The organism is Streptomyces sp. NPDC086777 (assembly GCF_040702065.1).
Taxonomy (GTDB): Bacteria; Actinomycetota; Actinomycetes; order Streptomycetales; family Streptomycetaceae; genus Streptomyces.
In genome coordinates, this window is the sequence record NZ_JBFBJI010000041.1 from 1 (window position 1) to 25655 (window position 25655).

The following is a 25655-nucleotide window of genomic DNA, read 5'->3' on the forward strand; positions in this document are numbered from 1 at the left end:
GTCGGAGACGCGGAACAAGCGGCGCAGAGTGCTGTTCATCGGCGGTGGCGTGGTCGCCACGCTGGCGATCGGCACCGCCGTCGCGATGGCCGTGGTGTCCGCCAACGGTGACAACAAGGCCTCCGGCACGCCCACGAACCTGCCGGCCAGTGCCTCGCTGCCCAGCGACACGGCCGGCGCGGTGCCGTCCTTCGCTCCGACCAGCGCGCCGCCGCCGCTGGACCCGGAGGAGTTCATATCGAGCGTGCAGAAGGACACGGCCCCGCTGAGCGCCGCGACCCTCTTCCCGGGCACCCAGCTGACCATGGGCGAGACGGTCTACAAGAAGGGCGCCACGGCCGACACGAAGAAGTGCGCCACGGCCGCCAAGGGCTCCCTCCCGACCGTCCTCGACAAGGACGGCTGCACCCGTCTGCTGCGGGTCACCTACGTCAAGGACGGCGTCGCGGTCACGGTCGGCGTGGCGGTGTTCAACACCGAGGCGCAGGCCGGCAAGGCCAAGACCGACGCCGACAAGAAGGGCTTCGTGACCGCCCTGGGCGGCGCCGGCGTGAAGACCTTCTGCGACTCCGGCGTCTGCCGTACGACGACCAATTCGTACGGCCGCTACGCGTACTTCACCACCGCCGGTTTCCTGAACGGCAAGGACGTCACCACCAAGGACACCAAGGTCTTCCAGGCCGGCGACGACCTGGCGGAGTTCACCTTCCGCCAGATCCACCGCCGCGGCGAGGCCCAGGCCTCGGCAGCCGCCAACCGCTGACCTCGCCACGGGACGCGTGAGAGTCTCCCCGTACCTGACCGGTGATCGGGGACATCACCGGTCGTCGGGCCCTTGGCGTGGCCTACGGCGCGGGTCGCACCGCCGGCTCGTCCTTCACCGTCAAGGGTGTGGCGGGCGACACCTCGACCGTCGCCTGGCTCATCGTTCGAGCCCGCCTGGGCGTGCGGCGACGTGCCGTCCGTCGGCTGTGGCGCCGCCCCGGCTGGTCGCGCGGTTCCTTCCCCGGCCGTCGGCCGGCGGTACCCCCAGCGCCCCGGACGGGCCGCTGCCCGGGGCGGGGCAGAATGGTTTCGGCCAAGGGTGGGGCCGGTCGGGGAGAGAGACGGGGCGGGCGAGGTCATGCGCATGCGGGGACGGGTCGGGCTCATAGGGGCGGCTGCCGCCGGGCTGCTGGGTCCGCCGGCGGTGTGGTGGGCCCGGCGGGACGCCGAGGACGCCGCGCGCGCCCCCCGGCTCGTCCCGACCGACCTGCGCGACCGCGATCCCGAGGCGACGCCCGCCGCCCGCCGGGTCTACGCCCTGCTCGCCGGCCTGGAGAACCGGGCGCGGCGCGGCGAGCCGTCCCGGACGGTCATCGGCCAGCACGTGGAGTTGCAGAACGAGCGGTACAACCCGTCGTACGGCGACTACCGGGGCACGAAGCAGCCGGGCTACTACTACAAGAAGGTCCACGACATCACCGGCCGGCTGCCCGGCTTCGTGGAGCTGGACCTCGGTCCCGGATACGCGCAGCCGGGCTGGGCGGTGGGCACGGCACGCTCGTACAACAAGGCCTGGCCCGCCTGCCGCCCCTACTGGGGGTACACAGAGGACGCGGTGGACCTCGCCGTCGGCGTGTGGGCGGGGCTGCCCCGGGCGGCCGACGGCTCCTACCGGGCCTCCGGCCTGCATCGGGAGTGCGCGGCACACGCGGACGTGTCCCTGCCGCACAACGGGGGCAGGCCGGCCGGTCTGGTCGGCTTCTCCTTTCACCAGCCCTACCCGGGCAGCCCGGTCAAGGGCTTCGCCCAGACGCTGCATGCCAACTCCCCCGGCGCGAAGGACCCCGGCTGGTTCGGCCGGGTGGTCACCGAGGGCACCGCCGAGCACCAGGCCCTCCTGCACGACCTCGACTTCCTCGCGGACCACCTCGGCTACCTCGCCGGCCAGGGAGTGCCGGTGCTGCTGCGGCCGTACCACGAGATGAACGCGGCCCCGGGCCACGGTTTCTGGTGGGCAGGGCAGGATCCGTCCACGTACCGAAGGCTGTGGCGGCTGACGTACGACTACCTGGTGAACCGGCGCGGGCTGCACAGCCTGCTCTTCGTGTGGTCGCCGAACTCCTGGGACGGGGGCTACGGCCGCTCGCCCGCCAAGTACTACCCCGGCGGGGACTACGTCGACGTCGTAGGCGTCGACGCCTACAGCGACACCCCGGCGAAGCCGCTCGGCGAGGGCGCCTGGACCGAGATCTGGTACCGCGGGCTGGAGGAGTTCGACCGGCCGCGCGTCGTCGCCGAGTCCTTCCACGTCCCCCTGAACGCGGCCCAGTCCCGGACCCTCACGCGGACCCCGTGGGTCATGTGGACGGTATGGGGGCAGGCCCTCACCTACGCCAACGTCTCCACCCCGAGCGGAAAAAACACCGCAGAAGACGTGAAGGCGACTTACGCATCTTCCCAGGTCATCACGGGCACCGGAGACGGGCATTCCGGTTTTGACTGGGCTTCGTTGCGCCAGACATAGGTTTATTACTTTCCCACTACATCTTGCTCACAGAAGTTTCATGGCCGATTCTTACGTGGCAGGATTTGTTTTCTTGTACGGCCGGGGCGCAGGTCGCCCGGGGGGGCATCTGAGCCGGCCGCAGAACGCCGAAGAAGGCGCCGGGGGGCAACATCACGGCCCGGAACGGGACCGGTGAGACGAGGTTTCTCGTGTCACCGCACCCGTCACCGAGCCATGCCGTCCGGCACCCACCGATCTCACGGAAGAGCATGTAGCCGTATGGCATCGACAGTGGTCGACGGGGGAACCCCGCATTCGCGACACACCGCGAAGCTGGCCAAACGCACCGCCTCGTGGAAACCCGGCATCTTGCCGTTCCTGCTGCCGTTCGTCCTGCTGGTCGTCCTCGGACTGTGGTCCTACCGGCCCAGTTCCTCGCTGATGAGCTGGATCCTGACCATCGTGTGGTCCCTCCCGGCGGCCGGCGTGCTGATCGGGCTCCAGGGCGCCCTGCTGATCCGCCGCCGGGTCCGCAAGAACGACCGGATGACCCCGCCCGCCCCGGCCGAGCAGGACTTCCTGATCGCGCTGTGCCCGACCATCGGCCGCCACGACACCTACCCGGCCCTGGAACGCTCGATCCTCTCCTACGTCGAGCACCTCCCGGAGTGGTTCCCGTACATGCGGGTCGACATCCTGACCGAGGAGGGCTGCGAGGCGGCGGCGGACATCGACCGGCTCGCCGCCTCCCACCCGCTGATCCGGGTGATCACCGTCCCCAAGGACTACGTCCCGGCCAACGGCACCCGCTTCAAGGCCCGCGCCAACCACTACGCCCACGAGCTGCGCATCGCGGAGGGCGAGGCCCTCGAGTACGTCTGGGTGCTGCACATGGACGACGACACCGGCGTCGGCCCCGACACCGCGGCCTCCCTCGCCCAGTTCATCAACCGGCAGCGCCGCGCCCACCCCGACGAGGCCAAGCACATGGCCCAGGGCATCCTGACCTACCCCCGCGAGAACGCGGTCAGCCTCTTCACCTGGCTCGCCGACGCGGTGCGCCCCGCCGACGACATCGCCCGCTTCCGGGCCCTGACCGGCCTCGGCACACCCGCAGCCGGTGTACACGGCGAGCTGCTCGTGCTACGCGCGTCCATCGAGGCCGAGATCGGCTGGGACTTCGGGCCCAAGGAGATCGTCGAGGACGCCCGGCTCGCCCTGACCTTCTGCCGCAAGTACCCGGGACGCAGCGACTGGTTCAACGGCCGCTGCTACGGCGCCTCGCCCGCCAACGCGGCCGACTTCGTCAAGCAGCGCGAACGCTGGGCCTGGGGCCTGGTCGCCCTCTGCTGCAACCGCGCGGTCCCGCTGCGCTACCGCTGGTTCCTGTCGATCTGCGTGGCCACCTGGATCCTCGGCCCGCTCCAGCACATCGGCGCCGTGCTGCTCGTGGGCTGGCTCTTCAACGACATGAACACCTCACCGGTGACCCAGTCCATCGTGCTCCTGTGGGCCCTCAACTTCGCCTACGTCATCTGGACGTACTGGGAGGGCCTGAGGCTGAACGCGCTCGCGTCGGCCAGCGGCCGGCGCAAGTGGTGGGAGCCGATCGTCGTGGTCGCCTGCATCCCCGTCTTCTCCGTGCTGGAAGGACTCGGCGGCTTCAAGGGCTTCCTGAAGTTCGTCAGGCGCGAGGAGAACAAGTTCGTCGTGATCGCCAAGCCCGCCTAGTCACCCGGAAGACAACCACTGACATGCGTTCACGACTGCCCCTCCTTGCCATTTTCCCGGTGACCGTCCTCACCATCGTCCTCGGCAGCCCCTTCACCCTCGGCAACCACCCGGTGCGCTGGGAGTCGGGGTCGGCCCTGCCCAAGATCGTGATCGGCGACGAGAAGGAATCCTCGACCTCGTCCGGCCACAAGTCCGGAACGGCAACGGCCTCCTCCCCCTCCGGTCCCGCGTCCTCCGCCGCCGACGCCCTCCAGGTCGCCAAGCCTTGGAAGCAGGGCATGGCTCAGTGGGGCGTACAGCTCTACTGGGAGGAGGAGAAGACGAAACGGTCGGACACGTTCATCGAGAAGCAGGCTCGCAAACAGGCCGAGTACCTCATCGGCCTGGGCGCCAACTCGGTGTCCGTCTCCTTCCCCTTCTTCATCCAGAACTCCACCTCCGACACGCTCTCGGCCGGCGCCAAGACGCCCTCCCCCGAGCGGCTTCAGAAGGTGCTGAAGGTGTTCAAGGACGCCGGATTCCGCACCCAGGTCCGACCGATCCTGGACGAGGGGACCCTCAAGCCGACCAAGCACTGGCGCGGTGACATCGACCCGGCCTCCCGCTCCGCCTGGTTCGCCTCGTACAAGAAGTTCCTCACCCCGTACCTCCGGGCCGCCGACGACGCGAAGACCAACACCTTCGTGATCGGTACCGAGCTGAACTCCCTGGAGGGCGACGTGGGCTGGGAGCCCCTGGTCTCCTACGCCGAGAAGGACTTCTCCGGCGAGGTCTCCTACAACGCCAACTGGGACAACTACGTCACCGGCCGGATCAACATGCCGGTCAACCACCTCGGCGTCGACGCCTACTTCCCGGTCAAGGCGCCGGACACGGCACCCGTCTCGGACCTGGTCAAGGGCTGGAACACTTGGCTGGACCGCAAGGCCGCCGGCCCGCTGCCCAAGATCCTCGTCTCCGAGACCGGCATCGGCGCCATGAACGGCGCCTACCACGCCCCCGGCGACTTCTATGCCCGGCGGACCGTCAACCCGCAGGTGCAGGCCAACTGGTACAAGGCGGTCTGCCAGGTCGTCCAGGACCGCAAGATGCAGGGCATCTACTGGTGGTCGCTCTGGTTCGACGACGACCCGAACACCAAGCCCGACGACAAGGTCGCCTCCCGGCTCGACTTCGCCGGACGTCCCCTCTCCGAGGCGGCCATCAAGTCCTGCTTCACCTCCGACTACGCGGGACCCGGCACCGCCACCACCAACTGACCGAGCGGAGGCAGTCATGCAAGAAGCCATCATCCTGGTCGGCGGCAAGGGAACGCGCCTGCGCCCGCTGACCAACCACACCCCGAAGCCACTGCTCAACGTGGCGGGCACTTCCTTCATCCGGCACCAGATCGCCAAGCTGATGGACGCCGGCGTCGAGCACGTGGTGTTCGCCACCTCATACCTCGCCCGCCTCTTCGAGGAGGAGTTCAGGGACTTCTCCCAGGACCTGGCGATCTCCTACGCCGTCGAGGAAGTCCCGCTCGGCACGGGCGGGGCGATCCGCAACGCCGGGCGCCTGCTGCGCGGCACCTCGGCCGACGCGCCGGTGCTGATCCTCAACGGCGACATCCTGTCCGGCGTGGACCTGCCTGCCGTCCTGGAGCGGCACCAGGCACACGACGCCGACGTGACCCTGCACCTCACCCGGGTCCCCGACCCGCGCGCCTTCGGTCTGGTCCCCACCGACGAGTCCGGCCGGGTGCTCTCCTTCCTGGAGAAGCCCAAGACGCCCGAAGAGTGCGTCACCGACCAGATCAACGCCGGCTGCTACGTCTTCCGCCGGTCCGTGCTGGACGCCATCCCGGCCGACCGGGAGGTCTCGGTCGAGCAGACGACCTTCCCGCAGCTGGTCGCCGCGGGCCGGCGCGTGTTCGGCCACACCACGGAGGACTACTGGCGAGACCTCGGCACCCCGCTGGCCTTCGTCCACGGCTCCGCGGACCTGGTCACCGGCGAGGCGGCCTCGCCCCTGGTGGCGGCGCCCGGCGACGCCCTGATCCATCACACGGCCACCGTCGACCCGACCGCCCGGGTCACGGGCGGCTCGACGATCGGCCCGCACGCCGTCATCGGCCCGCGCGCACTCGTCGACCGTTCCATCATCGGCGCGCACGTCACCGTGGCCGAGGGCGCACAGATCCACGAGTCCGTGGTCGACCACGACTCCTCGATCGGCAACGAATCGTTTCTCCGTGAGGCCGTGGTGGGCTGCCACTCGCATGTCGGCGCGCAGAACGAACTCCCCGCCCAGCTACGGCTGTCGTGCGGCATCCGCATCCCCGCCCAAGGTGTGCGCGTCAGCGGTACGGCTGTCGCCTGCCCGACGGTCCACTGAAGTCGCCGGCCAGCCCGGACAGTTACTGGAGAACCGTGACCCGCCATCGTTCATCGGCCGCCGACGCCCAGACGGAGCGTCTGCGCAAGTACCGGCCGGACATTCAGGGCCTGCGTGCCGTGGCCATCATGATGGTCGTCAGCATGCACTGCGGCATCCTCGACATCCACGGCGGCGTGGACGTCTCCTTCGTGCTGAGCGGCTTCCTCATCGGCAGCCAGCTCCTGGCCGAGATCGACAAGACCGGCAAGGTGTCCCTGGCCAAGTTCTGGGCCCGCCGGTTCCGGCGTCTCGCGCCGGGCACGGCCATCACCATCACGGCCACAGCCATCGTGTCCTGGATCTACGTCAGCCCGTTCCGCTTCCGGGACTACATGGCGGACGGACTCAGCGCGTCGGTGAGCCTGATCAACTGGCGTCTCGCCGAGAACGGCACCGACTACTTCGCCAACGACGGCAGCCAGTCCCCCTACCAGCACTTCTGGTCGCTGGGCATCGAGGAGCAGTTCTACCTGGTCGCCCCGATCATGCTGGTCGTCATGGTCTGGCTCAGCAAGCTGATCTTCCGCAACCGCGCCCTGGTGGCGGTGTTCCTGACGGCCGTGGTCGGCGGCTCGTTCTACCTGGGCTACACGATGACCACGTCGAACCAGCCCATGGCCTACTTCAGCACCACCACCCGCATCTGGGAGCTGGCCTTCGGCGTCCTGCTCGCCCTCAGCGCCCAGTTGCTGTCCCGCATGAACACCGGGCTGGCAGGCGTCATCACCTGGCTGGGCCTGGGCACCCTTCTCGTCACCGGCCTCCTCATCACCAAGCACACCCCGCTGCCGGGCTACGCGGTGGCCGGCCCGCTGCTGGGCGCCGGCATGGTCATCGCCGGTGGCTGTGCAAACCCGCGCTTCGGCGCCGAGAAGGTCCTTGACAATCCGATCTTCAACTTCATCGGGAACGTCAGCTATGGCTGGTATCTCCTGCACTGGCCGCTCCTGATCCTCTTCCCCAGCATGATCGACCGCGAGTTCGGCTACTCCGACCGCTTCCGGGTCGCGGTCTTCTCCTTCCTGCTGGCGATCCTGATGCACTACATGATCGAGAAGCGGTTCAGGGAGAACGTGAAGCTGGTCGCCATACCCTGGCGAGGCGTGGTCACCGGGGGTGCGCTGACCGCCTCCACCGTCGCCGCCATGGTCGTCGCCCTGCACGTGATCCCACTCAACCTGGCCGTCGGCTCCACCGGGAGCAGCGCTGCGGCCCTGGGCTACCAGGGCACCGCCTCCGTACAGGAGGCGGTGGCCAAGCGGGCCAAGCCCGAGATCACCCAGGACGACCTGCTGAAGGCACCGAAGGACCAGACCACACACGGCTGCATCGACAACCTCGAGCCCACCGAGTTCGTCATGCGCGACGACTGCGTCATCGGTGACCCGGAGGGCAAGAAGACGGTCGTCGTCTTCGGCGACTCCCACTCCTGGCAGTGGGACAACGCCTTCCAGGAACTCGGCGAGAACCTGCACGCGAAGATCGTGACCGTGGCGAAGGGCGGCTGCAGCCCCGAGGACTACAAGATCACCCGCGCGGACCTCGGGCGGGACTACACCGAGTGCACCAGCTGGCGGAAGTCGGCCCTGGCCTACATCGGCAAGCTCAAGCCTGATGTCATCGTCGTCACGAACCGTGTCCAGCCGACCGTCACCCGCTCGGGCGCCGAGGAGACCTTCAAGGCGCTCAAGGCCACCGGCGCCAAGCTGGTCTACCTGACGGACACGCCCTACCCGGGCTTCAGCGTCCCGGACTGCCTGGCCGAGAAGGCGAACGACCTGGCGTCCTGCACCGCGAAGTCCGACAAGATCGTCGACCACCCGGCGAACCGTGCCCTGGAACGCGACGTGGCCGAGGAGAACGGGGCCAAGGTGATCGACACCGTCCCGGCCTTCTGCTCGAACGGCTACTGCCCCGCGGTCATCGGTGGCACGGTGGTCTACTTCGACTACAGCCACATGACGGGCAGCTACGCGAAGTCACTCGTGCCGTTCCTGCAGCCGACCTTCAAGAAGATCTTGGCCGGCTGACCCCTCACACCGCCCGTACCCGTACCCGGCGAGCCTGCCGCTGCCTCTCCAGCAGTTGGTCGGCCGCCGGGTACGCGACCTCCTCCAGGGTCAGCCCGTGCGGCCGTACGACATGCACGGCGCTGTCCCGCACCCCCGCGTCCAGCACCTTCCGCGGCCACTCCACGCCCCGGTGCCCGTCCCCCACGAAAAGCAGCGCGCCGACCATCGACCGCACCTGGTTGTGGCAGAAGGCGTCGGCCCGGACCTCGATCTCGACGACCCCGTCGGCGCGCCGGGTCACCCCGAAGCCGAGGATCTCCCGGATCGTCGTCGCTCCTTCACGCTTCTTCGCGTAGGCGGCGAAGTCGTGCTCCCCCACCAGCGACTTCGCGGCGGCGTCCATCACCTCGACGTCCAGCTCCCAGTCGTGCCACAGGACGTGGTTGCGCAGCAGCGGGTCAACGCCGCCCGGCCGGTCCCCGACCCGGTAGACGTACCGCCGCCACAGCGCCGCGAACCGCGCGTTGAACCCCGCCGGCGCCTCGCCGACCGACCACACCCGCACGTCCTTCGGCAACCGCCCCGCCAGCCGCTTCAGCAGCTTCTCCCGCTGCTCCTCCCACACCCCGGCCGGCAGGTCGACATGCGCCACCTGCCCCCGTGCGTGCACCCCGGCGTCCGTCCGTCCGGCCACGGTCAGGTCGTACACCGTCTCCTGCGACCGCGTGACGACCCGCAGCGCGTCCTCGATCTCCCCCTGCACGGTCCGCTTCCCGCCGGCCTGCTTGGCCCAGCCGTGGAAGTGGGTGCCGTCGTAGGACAGGTCGAGACGGATACGGACGTGGCCGGGCTGAACGTCGTCACTCACGGAAGATTCCTCTCAGGCACGAAAAAGTGGGCCCGCCCCTCGAAAGGAACGGACCCACCAGCGCGCCCCCTAGGGGCGCGGGGAACTGCGCGACCAGCCGCGACGGACCGGCAGCCCAAGGACGGCTTACGCCTCCTTGGACTCCTCGGCAGCCTCGTCGGCCGGAGCCTCGTCGACCTTGGTCTCCTCGACCTTGGCCTCCTCGGCCTCCTTGACCGCACGCTTCGTCGCGGCCTCGGCCTCACCGGTCGCCTGCTGGGCGACGGTCAGCGCCTCCACCAGCTCGATGACAGCCATGGGCGCGTTGTCGCCACGACGGTTACCGATCTTGGTGATCCGGGTGTAGCCACCCGGGCGGTTCTCGTACCGCGGGCCGATCTCGGTGAAGAGCGTGTGCACGATGCTCTTGTCCGTGATGACCTGGAGCACCTGACGGCGGTTGTGAAGGTCGCCCTTCTTCGCCTTGGTGACCAGACGCTCGGCGTACGGGCGCAGGCGGCGGGCCTTCGCCTCGGTGGTGGTGATACGGCCGTGCTCGAAGAGCGACTTCGCGAGGTTCGCGAGGAGCAGCTTCTCGTGCGCGGCGCCGCCGCCCAGACGGGCACCCTTGGTGGGCTTCGGCATGGTTCTTCTCCTGTGTGTCTGCCCCGGCCGTGTCAGGTACCGAGGTCAGTATCCGAGCGGGCGGTCGCCCGTCGGAGATCCGGGGCGTCCCCGAAGGGGCGCCCCGGAAAGGGCGCTGGGAGTCCCCCCGGCCGAAGGCCGGGGGGAGGAACTGCGCGACAAGCCACAGCGCACCCGCACCCGAGTACGGACCGGAAGGCCCGAGCTCTCAGTACTGCTCGGTCTCCACGAAGCCCGCGTCCGCGTCGTCGTCCGCGCCGAACGCGTCCGCCGCAGCGGTGGGGTCGAATCCGGGCGGGCTGTCCTTGAGGGCCAGGCCCATGCCGGCCAGCTTCGCCTTGACCTCGTCGATGGACTTCGCACCGAAGTTGCGGATGTCCAGGAGGTCGGCCTCGGAGCGGGCGACGAGCTCACCCACGGAGTGGATGCCCTCACGCTTGAGGCAGTTGTAGGAGCGGACCGTGAGCTCCAGCTCCTCGATCGGCAGCGCCAGGTCGGCGGCCAGGGCGGCGTCCGTCGGGGACGGGCCCATGTCGATGCCCTCGGCGTCGATGTTCAGCTCGCGGGCGAGACCGAACAGCTCGACCAGGGTCTTGCCGGCCGACGCCATGGCGTCACGCGGCCGCATGGCCTGCTTCGTCTCGACGTCGACGATCAGCTTGTCGAAGTCGGTGCGCTGCTCGACACGGGTCGCCTCGACCTTGTACGTGACCTTGAGCACCGGCGAGTAGATGGAGTCGACCGGGATACGGCCGATCTCCTGGCCCACCTGCTTGTTCTGCACGGCGGAGACGTAACCGCGGCCGCGCTCGACCGTCAGCTCCATCTCCAGCTTGCCCTTGCCGTTGAGCGTGGCGAGGACGAGGTCGGGGTTGTGCACCTCGACACCGGCCGGGGGCGCGATGTCGGCGGCGGTGACCAGACCCGGGCCCTGCTTGCGCAGGTACATCACGACCGGCTCGTCGTGCTCCGAGGAGACGACCAGCTGCTTGATGTTGAGGATCAGGTCGGTGACGTCCTCCTTGACGCCCGGCACGGTGGTGAACTCGTGCAGCACGCCGTCGATCCGGATCGACGTGACGGCCGCGCCGGGGATCGAGGAGAGGAGGGTACGGCGGAGGGAGTTGCCGAGGGTGTAGCCGAAGCCCGGCTCCAGCGGCTCGATCACGAACCGGGAGCGGAACTCGTCGACGACCTCTTCGGTCAACGAGGGACGCTGAGCGATCAGCATGTGTGGATCAGATCCTTCTTTCGTGGACGCCCGCTATTTGACGCCCGACGGAACCGCACCCGTAAGAGTGCGGGTACTGCAAGGGTACGGGCGGCACGACCCTTACGGAGCCGTACCGCCCGAGCAGCCCTGCGAAGCGACGTCAGACGCGACGGCGCTTCGGCGGACGGCAGCCGTTGTGCGGGGTCGGGGTGACGTCCTGGATGGAGCCGACCTCGAGGCCCGTGGCCTGCAGGGAGCGGATCGCGGTCTCACGACCGGAACCCGGGCCCTTCACGAACACGTCGACCTTGCGCATGCCGTGCTCCTGGGCGCGGCGGGCAGCCGACTCGGCGGCCATCTGCGCGGCGAACGGCGTGGACTTCCGCGAGCCCTTGAAGCCGACGTGGCCGGCGGAGGCCCAGGAGATCACGTTGCCGGACGGGTCCGTGATGGAGACGATCGTGTTGTTGAACGTGCTCTTGATGTGCGCGTGGCCGTGAGCGACGTTCTTCTTTTCCTTGCGGCGCACCTTCTTGGCAGCGCCCTGACGACCCTTGGGGGGCATCTAGTAACTCCTACGGGGAGGTGGTCGGTCCTACAGCGAAGACCGCTGATGAAGCGTTGTCCGCTGCGGACTACTTCTTGCCCGGCTTCTTCTTGCCGGCGATGGCGCGACGCGGGCCCTTGCGGGTGCGGGCGTTGGTGCTGGTGCGCTGACCGCGGACGGGCAGACCGCGACGGTGACGCAGACCCTGGTAGCAGCCGATCTCGACCTTGCGGCGGATGTCGGCCTGGATCTCGCGACGGAGGTCACCCTCGGTCTTGATGTTGTTGTCGACGTACTCGCGGATGGCGACCAGCTGCTCTTCGGTCAGGTCGCGAACGCGGGTGTTCGGGTCGATGCCGGTCTCGGCCAGCGTCTGCTGCGAGAGTGTCCGGCCGATGCCGAACACGTAGGTGAGCGCGACCTCCACGCGCTTTTCGCGCGGGATGTCAACACCGGAAACGCGTGCCATTCAATGGCTCCTGGTGATCTTCGGAGGTCTTCCGCAGAACCGGTTCCCAGCCGCCGTATCAGGTACGTACTGGGTCCCCGGCCTCCGAACCGGGGGTGTCAGGCACCGTGGCACCTGGGTTCTGCGTATGAACATATTCAGCTTGCGTCGCGCGAATCTCTGCGATGGATGCAGAGGGATCGGTCGTGCGTCAGCCCTGGCGCTGCTTGTGGCGCGGGTTCTCGCAGATGACCATGACCCGACCATGACGGCGGATCACCCTGCACTTGTCGCAGATCTTCTTGACGCTCGGCTTGACCTTCATGGGATTGAGGTTCTCCGGGTCAGTTGCCGGCGGCCCCGCTCACACGGGACGTGGGCAAGATCTACTTGTATCGGTAGACGATCCGGCCACGCGTCAGGTCGTACGGAGACAGCTCCACCACGACCCGGTCGTCAGGGAGGATGCGGATGTAGTGCATTCGCATCTTGCCGCTGATGTGTGCCAGGACCTGGTGGCCGTTCTGGAGCTCGACCTTGAACATGGCGTTCGGAAGAGACTCGACGACAGTGCCCTCGATCTCGATGGCACCTTGCTTCTTGGCCACGCTTCGCCCTTCGAATCGACTACCTTGATCGACTCACGAGGGGCATGCGGACATGCGGGTGCACGAGAGCCGACGAGTCAGTCTACGTCAGCGCCCGGAAAAAGACGAACTCACTCGTCCTGCGCACCTGCCCATGACAATGCCCCGCCCGCCGGCAGGTTATGCGCGGCGGGCGGGGCGGGGCGGAGCGGCCGTTCCCCCGGCCGCTCCCTACTGCCTATACCACTGTCTGCTTCCGGCTGCTCACTTCTCGACGGTCTCGCAGGCGGTGCCGTCGTCGTGGGTGCCGTCCAGGAGGGCCTGGACGCAGATGTCGGTGCCGTCCTTCCAGTTCGCGTTGATCGCGACCCGGTAGTAGGTGAGGTGGTCGCCGTTGTCGTAGTACGTCGTCAGCGGCGAGTACTTCACGTACCCCATCTTCTCGGCGTAGATCTTGAACTTGCCGTGGAAGGTCTCGTCGCCCGAGTAGGCCTGGATCCAGTTGACCTTGAGGCCGGAGCCGTCGACCCGGACACAGGCGCCGCCGTGACAGCCGGCCGCGGACGCGAACGCGGGCGCGGTGCCGGTCGTGATGGCCAGAGCGGCCGCCCCCGCGAGGATGCCGACCGTTCGCTTCAGAGTGGAACCCACCGTTTTCCCTTTCATCATGTGCATGACAGGGAAGCGGGCACACCACTGCGCGACCGCCCCCCTGCCGGTCGCCAATGATCTTATCCTCAAGACTCGAACGGAGGATCGATTCGCAGGGGGGCTTTATGATCTCTTTGCGATCTTCAGGCCAGCGGGTCGGGCGCCGCCGTGATCCCGTACTCCGCCAGCTTCGCCCGGCCCCCGTCGGGAGCCGTCAGCACCAGCGGGCCCTCTTCGGTGAGGGCGACCGAGTGCTCCCAGTGCGAGGACCAGGTGCCGTCCGTCGTGATGACCGTCCAGTCGTCCTCGAGGACCTCGGTCCGGGGCGTCCCCAGCGACACCATCGGCTCGATGGCCAGGCAGAAGCCGGGCACCAGCTTCGGGCCCTTGCCCCGCCGCCGGTCGACGTAGTTCAGCAGGTGGGGGTCCATGTGCATCTCGGTGCCGATGCCGTGGCCGCCGTAGTCCTCGATGATGCCGTAGCGGCCGCCGCCCGGCTTCGGCTGGCGGCGGATGTACGTCTCGATCGCCCGGGACACGTCCACGAGCCGGCTGCCCTGCTTCATCGCCGCGATGCCGGCCCACATCGACTCCTCGGTCACCCGGGAGAGCTCGATCAGCTCCGGAGCGTGCCCGGAGCCCACGAAGGCGGTGTAGGCGGCGTCGCCGTGCCAGCCGTCGACGATGGCGCCGCAGTCGATGGAGATGATGTCGCCGTCCTTGAGGACGACGTCCTCCGAGGGGATGCCGTGGACGACCACCTCGTTGACGGACGTGCAGATGGTCGCGGGGAAACCGCCGTAGCCGAGGAAGTTCGGCTTGGCGCCGTGCTCGGCGAGGACCTTGCGGGCCACCCCGTCCAGGTCCTTGGTGCTGGCGCCGGGGACCGCCGCCTCCCGGGTGGCCGCGTGGATCGCCGCCACGACCAGGCCCGCCGCCCGCATCCTGGCGATCTGCTCGGGGGTCTTGATCTGCACCATGGGTGGCCTGCGCTCTCCATACTCACGACAACGTCAACGTCGGCGTCAACCGAACTCGAACACAACAGTACGGCCGCGGCACCCGAGGGGGCACCGCGGCCGGAACCGCCGGGGACTACTTCTCGTCGTCCCCGTCACGCTTGAGCGCTTCCAGCGCCCGCTTGGTCACCTCGTCCACCGGGCCGAGGGCGGAGATCGTCGCGACCAGGCCCTGCGACTTGTAGTAGTCGATGATCGGCTCGGTCTGCGTGTGGTAGACCTCCAGCCGCGTGCGGACGGTGTCCTCGGAGTCGTCGTCGCGCTGGTAGAGCTCGCCACCGCAGATGTCGCAGACGCCGTCGGTCTTCGGCGGGCTGTACGTCACGTGGAACACGTGGTCCGCCTTGCTGCGGCACAGGCGGCGCCCGGCGATCCGCTTGACGACCTCTTCCTCGGGGACCTCGAGGTCAAGCACGGCGTCCAGCTTGATCTTCTCGGCCTTCAGCAGCTCGTCCAGCGCCTCGGCCTGCGAGACGTTGCGCGGGAAACCGTCCAGCAGGAAGCCGTTGGCGGCGTCCTCCTGCTCCATGCGGTCCTTGGCCATGGCGATGGTGACCTCGTCGGGAACGAGGTTGCCGGCGTCCATGTAGGACTTCGCGAGCTTCCCGAGCTCCGTCTTCTGGCTGATGTTGGCGCGGAACAGGTCGCCCGTGGAGATGTGCGGGATCTGCAGCTCCTTGGCAAGGCGAACGGCTTGCGTTCCCTTACCGGCGCCCGGCGGCCCGACGAGGACGATACGCATCAGCGGAGGAACCCTTCGTAATTGCGCTGCTGGAGCTGGCTCTCGATCTGCTTCACCGTCTCGAGACCGACACCCACGATGATGAGGATGCTGGTCCCGCCGAACGGGAAGTTCTGGCTCGCCCCGAAGCCGACCAACGCCACTGTCGGTACGAGAGCGATCAGCCCCAAATACAGCGAACCCGGCCAGGTGATCCGGTTGAGCACGTACGACAGGTACTCAGCGGTCGGTCGGCCAGCCCGGATGCCCGGGATGAAGCCACCATACTTCTTCATGTTGTCGGCGACTTCCTCGGGGTTGAAGGAGATCGCCACGTAGAAGAACGCGAAGAAAACAATGAGCAGGAAGTACAGGGTGATGTACGTCGGACTGTCGCCCTGCTTGGTCAGGTTCTGCTCGATCCAGCTCTTCCAGCCCGAGTTGCCGCCCGCGAACTGCGCCACGAGAGCCGGGATGTACAGCAGCGACGAGGCGAAGATGACCGGGATCACACCCGCCTGGTTCACCTTGAGCGGGATGTACGTGGACGTACCACCGTAGGAACGACGGCCGATCATGCGCTTCGCGTACTGCACCGGGATGCGGCGCTGGGCCTGCTCGACGAAGACCACGAGCCCGACCATGACCAGGCCGATCGCGATGACGGAGCCGAACTCGATCCAGCCGTCGGCCAGGGTGCCCTGCTTCTTGATGGCCCACAGCGCCGACGGGAAGGTCGCGGCGATCGAGATGAACATCAGGATCGACATGCCGTTGCCGATGCCACGGTCGGTGATCAGCTCGCCGAGCCACATCACGACGGCCGTACCGGCGGTCATGCAGACGACCATCGTGATCGTCGTGAAGATCGACTGGTCCGGGACGATGCTGGACGCGACCGAGCAGCCGTTGAAGAGCGCGCCGCTGCGGGCGGTGGCCACCAGACCGGTGCCCTGGAGGATGGCCAGGGCCACCGTCAGGTACCGGGTGTACTGCGTGATCTTCGTCGTACCGGCCTGACCCTCCTTCTTCAGGGCTTCCAGGCGCGGGATGACCACGGTCAGCAGCTGAAGGATGATGCTGGCCGTGATGTACGGCATGATGCCCAGCGCGAAGATCGTGATCTGCAGCAGCGCGCCACCGCTGAACATGTTGATCATGCCGAAGAGACCCTGGTTGCCAGAGGCCTCCTTCACGCACTGCTGCACCGACGTGTAGTTCACACCCGGGATCGGGATGTGCGTACCGACCCGGTAGACCACGATGATGCCCAGCGTGAAGAGCAGCTTCTTGCGCAGGTCGGGCGTCCTGAACGCCCGGGCGAACGCGGTGAGCACGGTGCCTCCTGCGACCCCCGCGCAAGTGCGTCAAGGGTGACGGTCTTGAGGTTCGACGAATGGGAAAAACAACAGTGCTGGCCACCTTACCGGCCGCACTGCCCCCCTAGGAACGACCAACCGGGGATACCCCATTGTGAGGTATCCCCGGTCGGGATTCGCTTACGTCATCGAGACGTCCGAAACGATCAGACGAGCTCGGTGACGGTGCCGCCGGCGGCGGTGATCTTCTCCTTGGCGGAGCCGGAGACGGCGTCGACCGTCACCTGCAGCGCCACGGAGACCTCACCCTGGCCGAGGACCTTGACGAGGCTGTTCTTGCGAACGGCACCCTTGGCGACGAGACCCTCGACGGTGACCTCGCCACCCTCCGGGTACAGCGCGGCCAGCTTGTCGAGGTTCACGACCTGGTACTCGGTCTTGAACGGGTTCTTGAAGCCCTTCAGCTTCGGAAGACGCATGTGGAGGGGCATCTGGCCACCCTCGAAGCGCTCCGGAACCTGGTAACGGGCCTTCGTACCCTTGGTACCACGACCGGCCGTCTTACCCTTCGACGCCTCACCACGACCGACACGGGTCTTGGCGGTCTTGGCGCCGGGGGCCGGACGGAGGTTGTGGATCTTGAGCGGGTTGTTCTCCGCCATGATCAGTCGACCTCCTCGACCGTCACGAGGTGGCGGACGGTGTGCACCATGCCGCGGAACTCGGGGCGGTCCTCCTTGACGACCTGCGTGTTGATGCCCTTGAGACCAAGGGAACGCAGGGTGTCACGGTGGTTCTGCTTGCTGCCGATGTAGGACTTGACCTGCGTGATCTTGAGCTGCGCCATGATCACACACCCGCCCCGGCACGCGCACGGAGCAGAGCCGCGGGGGCGACGTCCTCGAGCGGCAGACCACGGCGGGCCGCGATCTCCTCGGGACGCTGCAGGCCCTTCAGGGCCTCCACGGTCGCGTGCACGATGTTGATCGCGTTGTCGGAGCCGAGCGACTTCGACAGCACGTCGTGGATACCGGCGCACTCGAGCACGGCACGCACCGGGCCACCGGCGATAACACCGGTACCGGGGGACGCGGGCTTGAGCAGCACGACGCCGGCAGCCTTCTCACCCTGGATCGGGTGCGGGATGGTGCCCTGGATACGGGGGACCTTGAAGAAGTGCTTCTTGGCCTCCTCAACGCCCTTGGCGATGGCGGCCGGCACCTCCTTGGCCTTGCCGTAACCGACACCCACGGTGCCGTCACCGTCGCCCACCACGACCAGCGCGGTGAAGCTGAAGCGACGACCACCCTTCACAACCTTGGCGACGCGGTTGATCGCGACGACGCGCTCAACGTACGCGGTCTTCTCGGCGGCAGCAGCGCCGCCGTCACGGCCCTTCCGGTCCCGCCGCTCGCCGCCACCGGCACCGCCACCGCGGCGCTGGGGTCCAGCCATTGGATTACCTCTCTCTTTCCGCTAGCTACAAGCGGCTCAGAACTTGAGCCCGGCCTCGCGGGCGGCGTCCGCCAGGGCGGCGATGCGCCCGGCGTACTGGTTGCCACCACGGTCGAACACCACGGCCTCGACGCCGGCGGCCTTGGCACGCTCGGCGACCAGGGCGCCGACCTGCTTGGCCTGCGCGGACTTGTCACCCTCGCCACCACGGACCGAGGTGTCCAGCGTGGACGCCGACGCCAGGGTGTGACCCTTGATGTCGTCGATCACCTGGGCCACGATGTGGCGGTTGGAGCGGGTAACGACCAGACGGGGACGCTCCGCCGTACCGGAAATGTTCTTACGGATCCGGATGTGACGGCGCTTGATCGCGGCGCGCTTGTAGGCGTCGCCCTTGAGGATCTTCTGTCCGTATGCCATGGCTTACTTACCCGCCTTTCCGACCTTGCGGCGGATGACTTCGCCCTCGTACTTGACGCCCTTGGCCTTGTACGGGTCGGGCTTGCGCAGCTTGCGGATGTTGGCCGCGACCTCGCCGACCTTCTGCTTGTCGATGCCCTCGACCGAGAAACGGGTCGGAGCCTCGACCTTGAAGGTGATGCCCTCGGGGGCCTCGACCAGGATCGGGTGGCTGTAACCGAGCGCGAACTCGAGGTTCGAGCCCTTGGCGGTCACGCGGTAACCGACACCGCTGATTTCGAGCTTCTTCACGTAACCCTGGGTCACGCCGGTGATCATGTTCGCCACCAGCGTGCGGGACAGGCCGTGCAGGGCCTTGCTCTGACGCTCGTCGTTGGGGCGGGTCACCGCGAGAGTGCCGTCCTCGCCCTTGGCGATGTCGATCGGAGCCACGACGGTGTGGGTCAGCTCGCCCTTGGGGCCCTTGACCTTCACCGTGCGGCCGTCGATGGTGACGTCCACGCCGGCGGGAACCGCGATGGGGAGCTTGCCGATGCGCGACATAGCTGTTTCCTCCGTTCCCTTCTGCTACCAGACGTAGGCGAGAACTTCTCCGCCTACGCCCTTCTTGCCGGCCTGCTTGTCGGTGAGGAGACCGTGCGACGTGGAGATGATCGCCACGCCCAGGCCGCCGAGCACCTTCGGCAGGTTGGTGGACTTCGCGTACACCCGGAGACCGGGCTTGGAGATCCGCTTGATGCCCGCGATGGAGCGCTCACGGTTGGGACCGAACTTCAGGTCCAGGACGAGGTTCTTGCCGACCTCGGCGTCCTCGACCTTCCAGCCCGTGATGAAGCCCTCCTGCTGGAGGATCTCCGCGATGTGAGACTTGATCTTGGACGCCGGCATCGTCACAGAGTCGTGGTACGCCGAGTTCGCGTTCCGCAGACGCGTCAGCATGTCTGCGATCGGATCAGTCATGGTCATGAATTGGCCTTCGGCCTCTCTCGCCGGGGTTTCCTGGTGCGCCATCCCTCTCCCCGATCCGAGACGGGACGGGTGCGGCGCGGTGGACCTACGGCGTAGTAAGTCGTACGGGCGACCGTCAGGCGCCCAACCCTCCAAGCCTAAGCCATGAAGGGGTGGGCGCCTGACACGCCCATTGCTTACCGAGAGCCTCTGAAATCCCTAAAAGCGGGGATTACCAGGAGCTCTTGGTCACGCCCGGCAGCTCGCCACGGTGAGCCATCTCACGAAGGCACACGCGGCACAGGCCGAACTTGCGGTACACGGAGTGCGGACGGCCGCAGCGCTGGCAGCGCGTGTAGCCACGCACACCGAACTTGGGCTTGCGGGCGGCCTTGGCAATCAGAGCCTTCTTCGCCATCTCGCTCACGCCTCCTTGAACGGGAAGCCGAGGTGACGAAGGAGCGCGCGGCCCTCAGCGTCGTTGGTCGCCGTGGTCACCACGGTGATGTCCATACCCCGGGTACGGTCGATCTTGTCCTGGTCGATCTCGTGGAACATGACCTGCTCCGTGAGACCGAAGGTGTAGTTGCCACGGCCGTCGAACTGCTTGGGGGACAGACCGCGGAAGTCGCGGATGCGCGGGAGCGCGAGCGACAGGGTGCGGTCCAGGAACTCCCACATGCGGTCGCCACGGAGCGTGACGTGGGCACCGATCGGCTGACCCTCACGCAGCTTGAACTGCGCGATGGACTTGCGGGCCTTGGTGACGGCCGGCTTCTGACCGGTGATGGTGGTCAGGTCGCGGATCGCGCCCTCGATCAGCTTCGAGTCACGGGCGGCGTCGCCGACACCCATGTTGACCACGATCTTGACGAGGCCGGGGATCTGCATGACGTTCTCGTACTGGAACTCGTCACGCAGCTTGCCCGCGATCTCCTCGCGGTACTTCAGCTTCAGACGCGGAGCAGTGGTGGTAGCCATCAGATGTCCTCACCCGTCCGCTTGGCAACGCGGATCTTGTTGCCTTCGTCGTCGAAGCGGTACCCGACACGCGTGACGACCTTGTTGCCGTCCTTCTCAACGACCAGCTGGACGTTGGAGACGTGGACGGGCGCCTCGGTCGTGACGATGCCGCCGGCCTGCGAACCGCGAGCGGTCGGACCGGCCTTGGTGTGCTTCTTGACCCGGTTGACACCCTCGACCAGGACACGCTCCTCGCGCGGGTAAGCGGCAATGACCTTGCCCTGCTTGCCCTTGTCCTTACCGGTGATGACCTGGACCAGGTCGCCCTTCTTGATCTTCATGCTTACAGCACCTCCGGCGCGAGCGAGATGATCTTCATGAACTTCTTCTCGCGCAGCTCACGGCCGACCGGGCCGAAGATGCGGGTGCCGCGAGGGTCGCCGTCGTTCTTCAGAATGACGGCGGCGTTCTCGTCGAAGCGGATGTACGAGCCGTCCGGACGGCGGCGCTCCTTGACGGTGCGAACGATGACCGCCTTGACGACGTCACCCTTCTTCACGTTGCCACCGGGGATCGCGTCCTTGACGGTGGCGACGATGACGTCACCGATGCCCGCGTAGCGGCGACCGGAGCCACCGAGCACACGGATGCAAAGGATCTCCTTCGCACCAGTGTTGTCGGCGACGCGCAGTCGCGACTCCTGCTGGATCACGTCTATCTCCTGTTTGTCTGCCGGTTCCCGGGGCGGGTGAGTGAGTGCTCACCCGCCCCGAGCCTGGCGGAACTGACCTGCGGGGTTTGCCCCGCAGGAAATTACTTGGCCTTCTCGAGGATCTCGACGACGCGCCAGCGCTTCGTCGCGGACAGCGGCCGGGTCTCCATGAGGAGGACACGGTCGCCGACGCCCGCGGCGTTCTGCTCGTCGTGCGCCTTGAGCTTGTTCGTACGGCGGATGACCTTGCCGTACAGCGCGTGCTTGACGCGGTCCTCGACGGCGACGACGACGGTCTTGTCCATCTTGTCGCTGACGACGAGACCCTCACGGGTCTTGCGGAAGCTGTCGCGCGCCTCGGTCTTCTCAGTCACATTGCTCTCGCTCATCAGGCGTTCTCCACCGTTTCGATGCCCAGCTCACGCTCGCGCATCAGGGTGTAGATCCGCGCGATGTCCTTGCGGACCGCCTTCAGACGGCCGTGGTTCTCGAGCTGACCCGTGGCCGCCTGGAAGCGGAGGTTGAACAGCTCTTCCTTGGCCTCGCGGAGCTTGCCCAGAAGCTCCTCGTTGCCCAGCTCGCGCAGCTCGGACGCCTTGGTACCGGCCGACATCACGCTTCACCTGCCTCGCGCTTGACGATCCGGCACTTCATCGGCAGCTTGTGGGCTGCGCGAGTCAGGGCCTCACGGGCGATCTTCTCGTTGGGGTAGGACAGCTCGAACATGACCCGGCCCGGGTGCACGTTCGCGATCCACCACTCCGGAGAACCCTTACCGGAACCCATGCGGGTCTCGGCAGGCTTCTTCGTGAGCGGACGGTCCGGGTAGATGTTGATCCAGACCTTGCCGCCACGCTTGATGTGGCGGGTCATCGCGATACGGGCCGCCTCGATCTGGCGGTTGGTCACGTACGCCGGCGTGAGGGCCTGGATGCCGTACTCGCCGAACGCGACCGTGGTACCGCCCTTGGCCTCACCGCGACGCTTCGGGTGGTGCTGCTTGCGGTGCTTGACCCTACGGGGGATCAGCATGTCGGTCAGGCCTCCGTTCCGGTGCTCTCAGCAGCCGGAGCGGCAGCGGCCTCGGCCTGGGGGGCCTCGGCAGCGGGAGCCTGCTGCGGCTTGCGACCGCGCCGCTCGCCACCACGGCCACCACGGGCCGGGCGGTCACCAGCGCCACCACCACGGGCCGGGCGGTTGCCGGCGCGGGCAGCGGCGTTCTCGGCGCGGACCTCGGCGATGTTCTTGACGTCGCCCTTGTAGATCCAGACCTTCACACCGATGCGGCCGAAGGTCGTCTTGGCCTCGAAGAAGCCGTAGTCCACGTTCGCGCGGAGCGTGTGCAGGGGCACGCGGCCCTCGCGGTAGAACTCCGAGCGGGACATCTCGGCGCCGCCGAGGCGGCCACCGCACTGGATCTTGATGCCCTTGGCGCCGGCCTTCATCGCCGACTGCATGCTCTTGCGCATGGCACGGCGGAAGGAGACGCGGGAGGAGAGCTGCTCGGCGACGGCCTGGGCCACCAGCTGAGCGTCCGTCTCCGGGTTCTTGACCTCGAGGATGTTCAGCTGGACCTGCTTGCCGGTCAGCTTCTCCAGGTCACCGCGGATGCGGTCGGCCTCGGCGCCGCGGCGGCCGATGACGATGCCCGGACGCGCGGTGTGGATGTCCACCCGCACACGGTCACGGGTGCGCTCGATCTCCACCTTCGAGATGCCGGCGCGCTCCATGCCGGACGTCATCATCCGACGGATGGCGACGTCTTCCTTGACGTAGTCCTTGTACAGCTTGTCGGCGTACCACCGGGACTTGAAGTCCGTGGTGACACCGAGCCGGAACCCATGCGGGTTAACCTTCTGGCCCATTACCGGGTTCCTTCCTTGCTGCTGACGACCACGGTGATGTGGCTGGTCCGCTTGCGGATCCGGTAGGCACGGCCCTGGGCACGCGGCCGGAACCGCTTCAGGGTCGGACCCTCGTCGACGTACGCCTCGGAGATGAAGAGGCTGTCGGCGTCGGTGTGGTCGTAGTTGTGCGCGGCGTTGGCGATGGCGCTGTCGAGCACCTTGCCGACCGGCACGGAGGCTGCCTGCGGAGCGAATCGCAGAACAGCCTGAGCCTCCGTGGCATCCATGCCACGGATAAGGTCCACCACGCGGCGGGCCTTCATGGGCGTAACGCGGATGTACCGCGCCTGGGCCCTGGCTTCCATGGTTGTCCCTCTCAGTTACTTACGTGTCTGAATGCGATCCGCTACTAGCGGCGCTTCGACTTCCGGTCTTCCTTGACGTGACCCCGGAAGGTGCGCGTCGGCGAGAACTCGCCGAGCTTGTGACCGACCATCGACTCGGTGACGAACACCGGGATGTGGGTCTTGCCGTTGTGCACCGCAAGCGTGTGGCCGAGCATGGCCGGCACGATCATGGAGCGACGGGACCAGGTCTTGATGACGTTCTTGGTGCCGGCTTCGTTCTGGGCGTCCACCTTCTTGATCAGGTGGTCGTCGACGAAGGGCCCCTTCTTGAGACTGCGCGGCATCTAAACCCGCTCCTAGCGCTTCTTGTTCGTCTTGCGGCGGCGGACGATGTACTTGTTCGACGCCTTCTTGGGCGAACGAGTACGGCCTTCCTTCTTGCCCCACGGGGACACGGGGTGACGGCCACCGGAGGTCCGGCCCTCACCACCACCGTGCGGGTGGTCGACCGGGTTCATGACGACACCACGGACGGTCGGGCGGACGCCCAGCCACCGCTTGCGGCCGGCCTTGCCCCAGTTGATGTTCGACTGCTCGGCGTTGCCGACCTCACCGACGGTGGCGCGGCAGCGCGCGTCCACCATGCGGATCTCGCCGGACGGCATACGGAGGGTCGCCATGGCGCCCTCACGGGCGAGCAGCTGCACCGAGGCACCCGCGGAGCGGGCGAACTTGGCGCCACCGCCGGGACGGAGCTCGATCGCGTGGACCGTGGTACCGACCGGGATGTTGCGGAGGGCCAGGTTGTTGCCCGGCTTGATGTCGGCCCCGGGACCGTTCTCCACGGTGTCGCCCTGCTGCAGGTTGCGCGGGGCGAGGATGTAGCGCTTCTCGCCGTCCGCGTAGTGCAGCAGCGCGATGCGCGCGGTGCGGTTGGGGTCGTACTCGATGTGCGCGACCTTCGCCGGCACGCCGTCCTTGTCGTGACGACGGAAGTCGATCACTCGGTAGGCGCGCTTGTGTCCGCCACCCTGGTGGCGAACGGTCACACGACCGGCGTTGTTACGGCCGCCCTTGCTGTGCAGGGGGCGGACCAGCGACTTCTCCGGCGTGGACCGCGTGACCTCGACGAAGTCGGCGACGCTGGCGCCACGACGGCCCGGCGTAGTCGGCTTGTACTTGCGGATTCCCATTTCTCAGTCCTCGTCCGATATCGGACGATCCGACCCGCTTACGCGGTCGGACCGCCGAAGATGTCGATACGGTCGCCCTCGGCGAGGGTCACGATCGCGCGCTTGGAGCCCGCGCGCTGACCGAAACCGGTCCTGGTGCGCTTGCGCTTGCCCTGGCGGTTGAGGGTGTTGACCCCGGTGACCTTGACCGAGAAGACCGCCTGGACGGCCTGCTTGATCTGGGTCTTGTTGGCGTCCGGGGCGACGATGAACGTGTACTTGTTCTCGTCGAGGAGCGCGTAGCTCTTCTCCGAGACGACCGGCTTCAGCAGCACGTCACGGGGGTCCGTGTACGACTTGCTGAGCGGGGTCTCGACGGTGTTCTTGCCCTCGGCGGCGTGGCGCTTCGCCTTGGCGACGCGCGCGGCCTTGGCGGCCTTGGCCGCCTTCGAGGCGATGCTCGGGTGGCGGATAGCCATCAGACCTCGGTCCCTTCGGTGTCGTTGGCCTTCGGGCCGGCGACGAAGGACTCGAGAGCGGCCTGGGTGAAGACCACGTCGTCCGAGACGATCACGTCGTACGTGTTCAGCTGGCCCGGCTCCAGGATGTGGACCTGGGGCAGGTTGCGGGCGGAGAGCCACGCGGCCTCGTCGGCGCGGTCGACGACCAGGAGCAGGTTCTTGCGCTCCGAGATCTTGCCGAACAGCGTGCGAGCGGCCTTGGTGCTGGGGTTCTCGCCCTCGACCACGCCGGTGACGACGTGGATGCGGTTGTGGCGCGCCCGGTCGGTGAGGGCGTGACGCAGAGCGGCAGCCTTCATCTTCTTGGGGGTGCGCTGCGAGTAGTCGCGCGGCACGGGACCGTGCACGACGCCACCGCCCGCGAACTGCGGCGCGCGGGTCGAGCCCTGACGGGCGCGGCCGGTGCCCTTCTGGCGGTACGGCTTCTTGCCGCCACCACGGACCTCGCCACGGGTCTTCGTCTTGTGCGTGCCCTGGCGGGCAGCCGCGTTCTGCGCGACGACGACCTGGTGGATCAGCGGGATGCTGACCTTCTCCACGCCGAAGATCTCCGCGGGGAGCTCGACGCTACCGGTCTTCTCGCCGGCAGGCGAAAGGATGTCAACAGTGCTCATCGGT

General features: G+C 67.5%; 36 protein-coding genes. 6 read left to right on the forward strand and 30 right to left on the reverse strand.

What is annotated here, in order from left to right; genetic code table 11:
• The 6 genes from AB0472_RS37665 to AB0472_RS37690 all read left to right on the forward strand — a co-directional run.
• The coding region (locus AB0472_RS37665; protein WP_366363515.1) for a hypothetical protein at positions 1 to 763 on the forward strand (763 nt) is incomplete at its 5' end.
• Positions 764 to 1129: 366 nt separating this feature from the next.
• On the forward strand, positions 1130 to 2509 hold the full coding sequence (locus AB0472_RS37670; protein WP_366363516.1) for a glycosyl hydrolase: 1380 nt from the start codon (positions 1130 to 1132) through the stop codon (positions 2507 to 2509).
• A gap of 261 nt (positions 2510 to 2770) precedes the next feature.
• Complete coding sequence (locus AB0472_RS37675; protein WP_366363518.1) at positions 2771 to 4222, forward strand: glycosyltransferase family 2 protein; 1452 nt, start codon at positions 2771 to 2773, stop codon at positions 4220 to 4222.
• Between the two features lie 23 nt (positions 4223 to 4245).
• Positions 4246 to 5484, forward strand: coding sequence for a hypothetical protein (locus AB0472_RS37680; RefSeq protein WP_366363520.1), 1239 nt, complete (start codon positions 4246 to 4248; stop codon positions 5482 to 5484).
• A 16-nt stretch (positions 5485 to 5500) separates the two neighbouring features.
• Positions 5501 to 6601, forward strand: a complete 1101-nt coding sequence (locus tag AB0472_RS37685) for an NDP-sugar synthase (protein ID WP_366363521.1) — start codon at positions 5501 to 5503, stop codon at positions 6599 to 6601.
• Between the two features lie 35 nt (positions 6602 to 6636).
• Positions 6637 to 8673: an acyltransferase family protein gene (locus AB0472_RS37690; protein WP_366363522.1), complete on the forward strand. Its 2037-nt coding sequence runs from the start codon at positions 6637 to 6639 to the stop codon at positions 8671 to 8673.
• Between the two features lie 4 nt (positions 8674 to 8677).
• Here AB0472_RS37690 and truA read toward each other — a convergent pair whose 3' ends face one another.
• The 30 genes from truA to rplD all read right to left on the reverse strand — a co-directional run bounded on the left by truA (position 8678) and on the right by rplD (position 25651).
• The gene (truA, locus tag AB0472_RS37695; protein ID WP_366363523.1) at positions 8678 to 9523 is read right to left on the reverse strand and encodes a tRNA pseudouridine(38-40) synthase TruA; all 846 of its coding nucleotides are present in this window, start codon (positions 9521 to 9523) and stop codon (positions 8678 to 8680) included.
• A gap of 126 nt (positions 9524 to 9649) precedes the next feature.
• Positions 9650 to 10147, reverse strand: a complete 498-nt coding sequence (rplQ, locus tag AB0472_RS37700; RefSeq protein ID WP_366363524.1) for a 50S ribosomal protein L17 — start codon at positions 10145 to 10147, stop codon at positions 9650 to 9652.
• Positions 10148 to 10355: 208 nt separating this feature from the next.
• Positions 10356 to 11378: a DNA-directed RNA polymerase subunit alpha gene (locus tag AB0472_RS37705; protein WP_003966937.1), complete on the reverse strand. Its 1023-nt coding sequence runs from the start codon at positions 11376 to 11378 to the stop codon at positions 10356 to 10358.
• Between the two features lie 142 nt (positions 11379 to 11520).
• A complete protein-coding gene (gene rpsK, locus AB0472_RS37710; protein WP_003956432.1) occupies positions 11521 to 11925 on the reverse strand; it encodes a 30S ribosomal protein S11 in 405 nt (134 codons plus the stop codon).
• Between the two features lie 70 nt (positions 11926 to 11995).
• Complete coding sequence (rpsM, locus tag AB0472_RS37715) at positions 11996 to 12376, reverse strand: 30S ribosomal protein S13 (RefSeq protein ID WP_031167100.1); 381 nt, start codon at positions 12374 to 12376, stop codon at positions 11996 to 11998.
• Positions 12377 to 12566: 190 nt separating this feature from the next.
• Entirely contained in the window at positions 12567 to 12680 is a 114-nt protein-coding gene (gene rpmJ / locus AB0472_RS37720) for a 50S ribosomal protein L36 (RefSeq protein ID WP_003998809.1), read from the reverse strand.
• Between the two features lie 61 nt (positions 12681 to 12741).
• Complete coding sequence (gene infA, locus AB0472_RS37725; protein ID WP_003948620.1) at positions 12742 to 12963, reverse strand: translation initiation factor IF-1; 222 nt, start codon at positions 12961 to 12963, stop codon at positions 12742 to 12744.
• Between the two features lie 243 nt (positions 12964 to 13206).
• Positions 13207 to 13593: a hypothetical protein gene (locus tag AB0472_RS37730; protein WP_366363526.1), complete on the reverse strand. Its 387-nt coding sequence runs from the start codon at positions 13591 to 13593 to the stop codon at positions 13207 to 13209.
• Between the two features lie 143 nt (positions 13594 to 13736).
• A complete protein-coding gene (gene map / locus AB0472_RS37735; protein ID WP_366363528.1) occupies positions 13737 to 14573 on the reverse strand; it encodes a type I methionyl aminopeptidase in 837 nt (278 codons plus the stop codon).
• Positions 14574 to 14688: 115 nt separating this feature from the next.
• Positions 14689 to 15354, reverse strand: coding sequence for an adenylate kinase (locus AB0472_RS37740; RefSeq protein WP_366363530.1), 666 nt, complete (start codon positions 15352 to 15354; stop codon positions 14689 to 14691).
• A complete protein-coding gene (gene secY / locus AB0472_RS37745; RefSeq protein ID WP_351957586.1) occupies positions 15354 to 16670 on the reverse strand; it encodes a preprotein translocase subunit SecY in 1317 nt (438 codons plus the stop codon). Before secY ends, AB0472_RS37740 begins: the two co-directional genes overlap by 1 nt.
• Before the next feature lie 188 nt (positions 16671 to 16858).
• Positions 16859 to 17314, reverse strand: coding sequence for a 50S ribosomal protein L15 (gene rplO, locus AB0472_RS37750; protein WP_006140897.1), 456 nt, complete (start codon positions 17312 to 17314; stop codon positions 16859 to 16861).
• Positions 17315 to 17316: 2 nt separating this feature from the next.
• Positions 17317 to 17499 (reverse strand): 50S ribosomal protein L30, encoded by a 183-nt coding sequence (rpmD, locus tag AB0472_RS37755; protein WP_003974250.1) that lies wholly within the window; start codon positions 17497 to 17499, stop codon positions 17317 to 17319.
• 2 nt (positions 17500 to 17501) lie between these two features.
• On the reverse strand, positions 17502 to 18107 hold the full coding sequence (gene rpsE / locus AB0472_RS37760) for a 30S ribosomal protein S5 (protein ID WP_004984517.1): 606 nt from the start codon (positions 18105 to 18107) through the stop codon (positions 17502 to 17504).
• Positions 18108 to 18143: 36 nt separating this feature from the next.
• Positions 18144 to 18527, reverse strand: a complete 384-nt coding sequence (rplR, locus tag AB0472_RS37765) for a 50S ribosomal protein L18 (RefSeq protein WP_089099426.1) — start codon at positions 18525 to 18527, stop codon at positions 18144 to 18146.
• Positions 18528 to 18530: 3 nt separating this feature from the next.
• Positions 18531 to 19070 carry a 50S ribosomal protein L6 gene (gene rplF, locus AB0472_RS37770; protein WP_046732374.1) on the reverse strand — a complete coding sequence of 180 codons (540 nt, stop codon included), beginning with the start codon at positions 19068 to 19070 and terminating at the stop codon, positions 18531 to 18533.
• Positions 19071 to 19094: 24 nt separating this feature from the next.
• On the reverse strand, positions 19095 to 19493 hold the full coding sequence (gene rpsH / locus AB0472_RS37775; protein WP_030420829.1) for a 30S ribosomal protein S8: 399 nt from the start codon (positions 19491 to 19493) through the stop codon (positions 19095 to 19097).
• Between the two features lie 214 nt (positions 19494 to 19707).
• Entirely contained in the window at positions 19708 to 19893 is a 186-nt protein-coding gene (locus AB0472_RS37780; RefSeq protein ID WP_003948630.1) for a type Z 30S ribosomal protein S14, read from the reverse strand.
• Between the two features lie 5 nt (positions 19894 to 19898).
• Positions 19899 to 20456 (reverse strand): 50S ribosomal protein L5, encoded by a 558-nt coding sequence (gene rplE, locus AB0472_RS37785; protein WP_366363534.1) that lies wholly within the window; start codon positions 20454 to 20456, stop codon positions 19899 to 19901.
• Positions 20456 to 20779, reverse strand: coding sequence for a 50S ribosomal protein L24 (gene rplX / locus AB0472_RS37790; protein WP_352101243.1), 324 nt, complete (start codon positions 20777 to 20779; stop codon positions 20456 to 20458). The genes rplE and rplX overlap by 1 nt, the downstream gene beginning before the upstream one ends.
• Before the next feature lie 2 nt (positions 20780 to 20781).
• Positions 20782 to 21150 carry a 50S ribosomal protein L14 gene (rplN, locus tag AB0472_RS37795; protein WP_003998823.1) on the reverse strand — a complete coding sequence of 123 codons (369 nt, stop codon included), beginning with the start codon at positions 21148 to 21150 and terminating at the stop codon, positions 20782 to 20784.
• A 101-nt stretch (positions 21151 to 21251) separates the two neighbouring features.
• Positions 21252 to 21539 (reverse strand): 30S ribosomal protein S17, encoded by a 288-nt coding sequence (gene rpsQ, locus AB0472_RS37800; RefSeq protein ID WP_093499639.1) that lies wholly within the window; start codon positions 21537 to 21539, stop codon positions 21252 to 21254.
• Positions 21539 to 21763, reverse strand: a complete 225-nt coding sequence (gene rpmC, locus AB0472_RS37805) for a 50S ribosomal protein L29 (RefSeq protein ID WP_018564811.1) — start codon at positions 21761 to 21763, stop codon at positions 21539 to 21541. The genes rpsQ and rpmC overlap by 1 nt, the downstream gene beginning before the upstream one ends.
• Positions 21763 to 22182, reverse strand: coding sequence for a 50S ribosomal protein L16 (gene rplP, locus AB0472_RS37810; protein ID WP_030788270.1), 420 nt, complete (start codon positions 22180 to 22182; stop codon positions 21763 to 21765). Before rplP ends, rpmC begins: the two co-directional genes overlap by 1 nt.
• A gap of 5 nt (positions 22183 to 22187) precedes the next feature.
• A complete protein-coding gene (gene rpsC, locus AB0472_RS37815; RefSeq protein WP_093499641.1) occupies positions 22188 to 23015 on the reverse strand; it encodes a 30S ribosomal protein S3 in 828 nt (275 codons plus the stop codon).
• On the reverse strand, positions 23015 to 23362 hold the full coding sequence (gene rplV, locus AB0472_RS37820) for a 50S ribosomal protein L22 (RefSeq protein WP_003974262.1): 348 nt from the start codon (positions 23360 to 23362) through the stop codon (positions 23015 to 23017). Before rplV ends, rpsC begins: the two co-directional genes overlap by 1 nt.
• A gap of 44 nt (positions 23363 to 23406) precedes the next feature.
• Complete coding sequence (gene rpsS / locus AB0472_RS37825) at positions 23407 to 23688, reverse strand: 30S ribosomal protein S19 (RefSeq protein ID WP_023547380.1); 282 nt, start codon at positions 23686 to 23688, stop codon at positions 23407 to 23409.
• Positions 23689 to 23700: 12 nt separating this feature from the next.
• Complete coding sequence (gene rplB, locus AB0472_RS37830; protein WP_093499642.1) at positions 23701 to 24537, reverse strand: 50S ribosomal protein L2; 837 nt, start codon at positions 24535 to 24537, stop codon at positions 23701 to 23703.
• Positions 24538 to 24575: 38 nt separating this feature from the next.
• On the reverse strand, positions 24576 to 24995 hold the full coding sequence (rplW, locus tag AB0472_RS37835) for a 50S ribosomal protein L23 (protein ID WP_366363538.1): 420 nt from the start codon (positions 24993 to 24995) through the stop codon (positions 24576 to 24578).
• Positions 24995 to 25651 carry a 50S ribosomal protein L4 gene (gene rplD, locus AB0472_RS37840; protein ID WP_366363540.1) on the reverse strand — a complete coding sequence of 219 codons (657 nt, stop codon included), beginning with the start codon at positions 25649 to 25651 and terminating at the stop codon, positions 24995 to 24997. Before rplD ends, rplW begins: the two co-directional genes overlap by 1 nt.
• Positions 25652 to 25655: the final 4 nt, after the last annotated feature.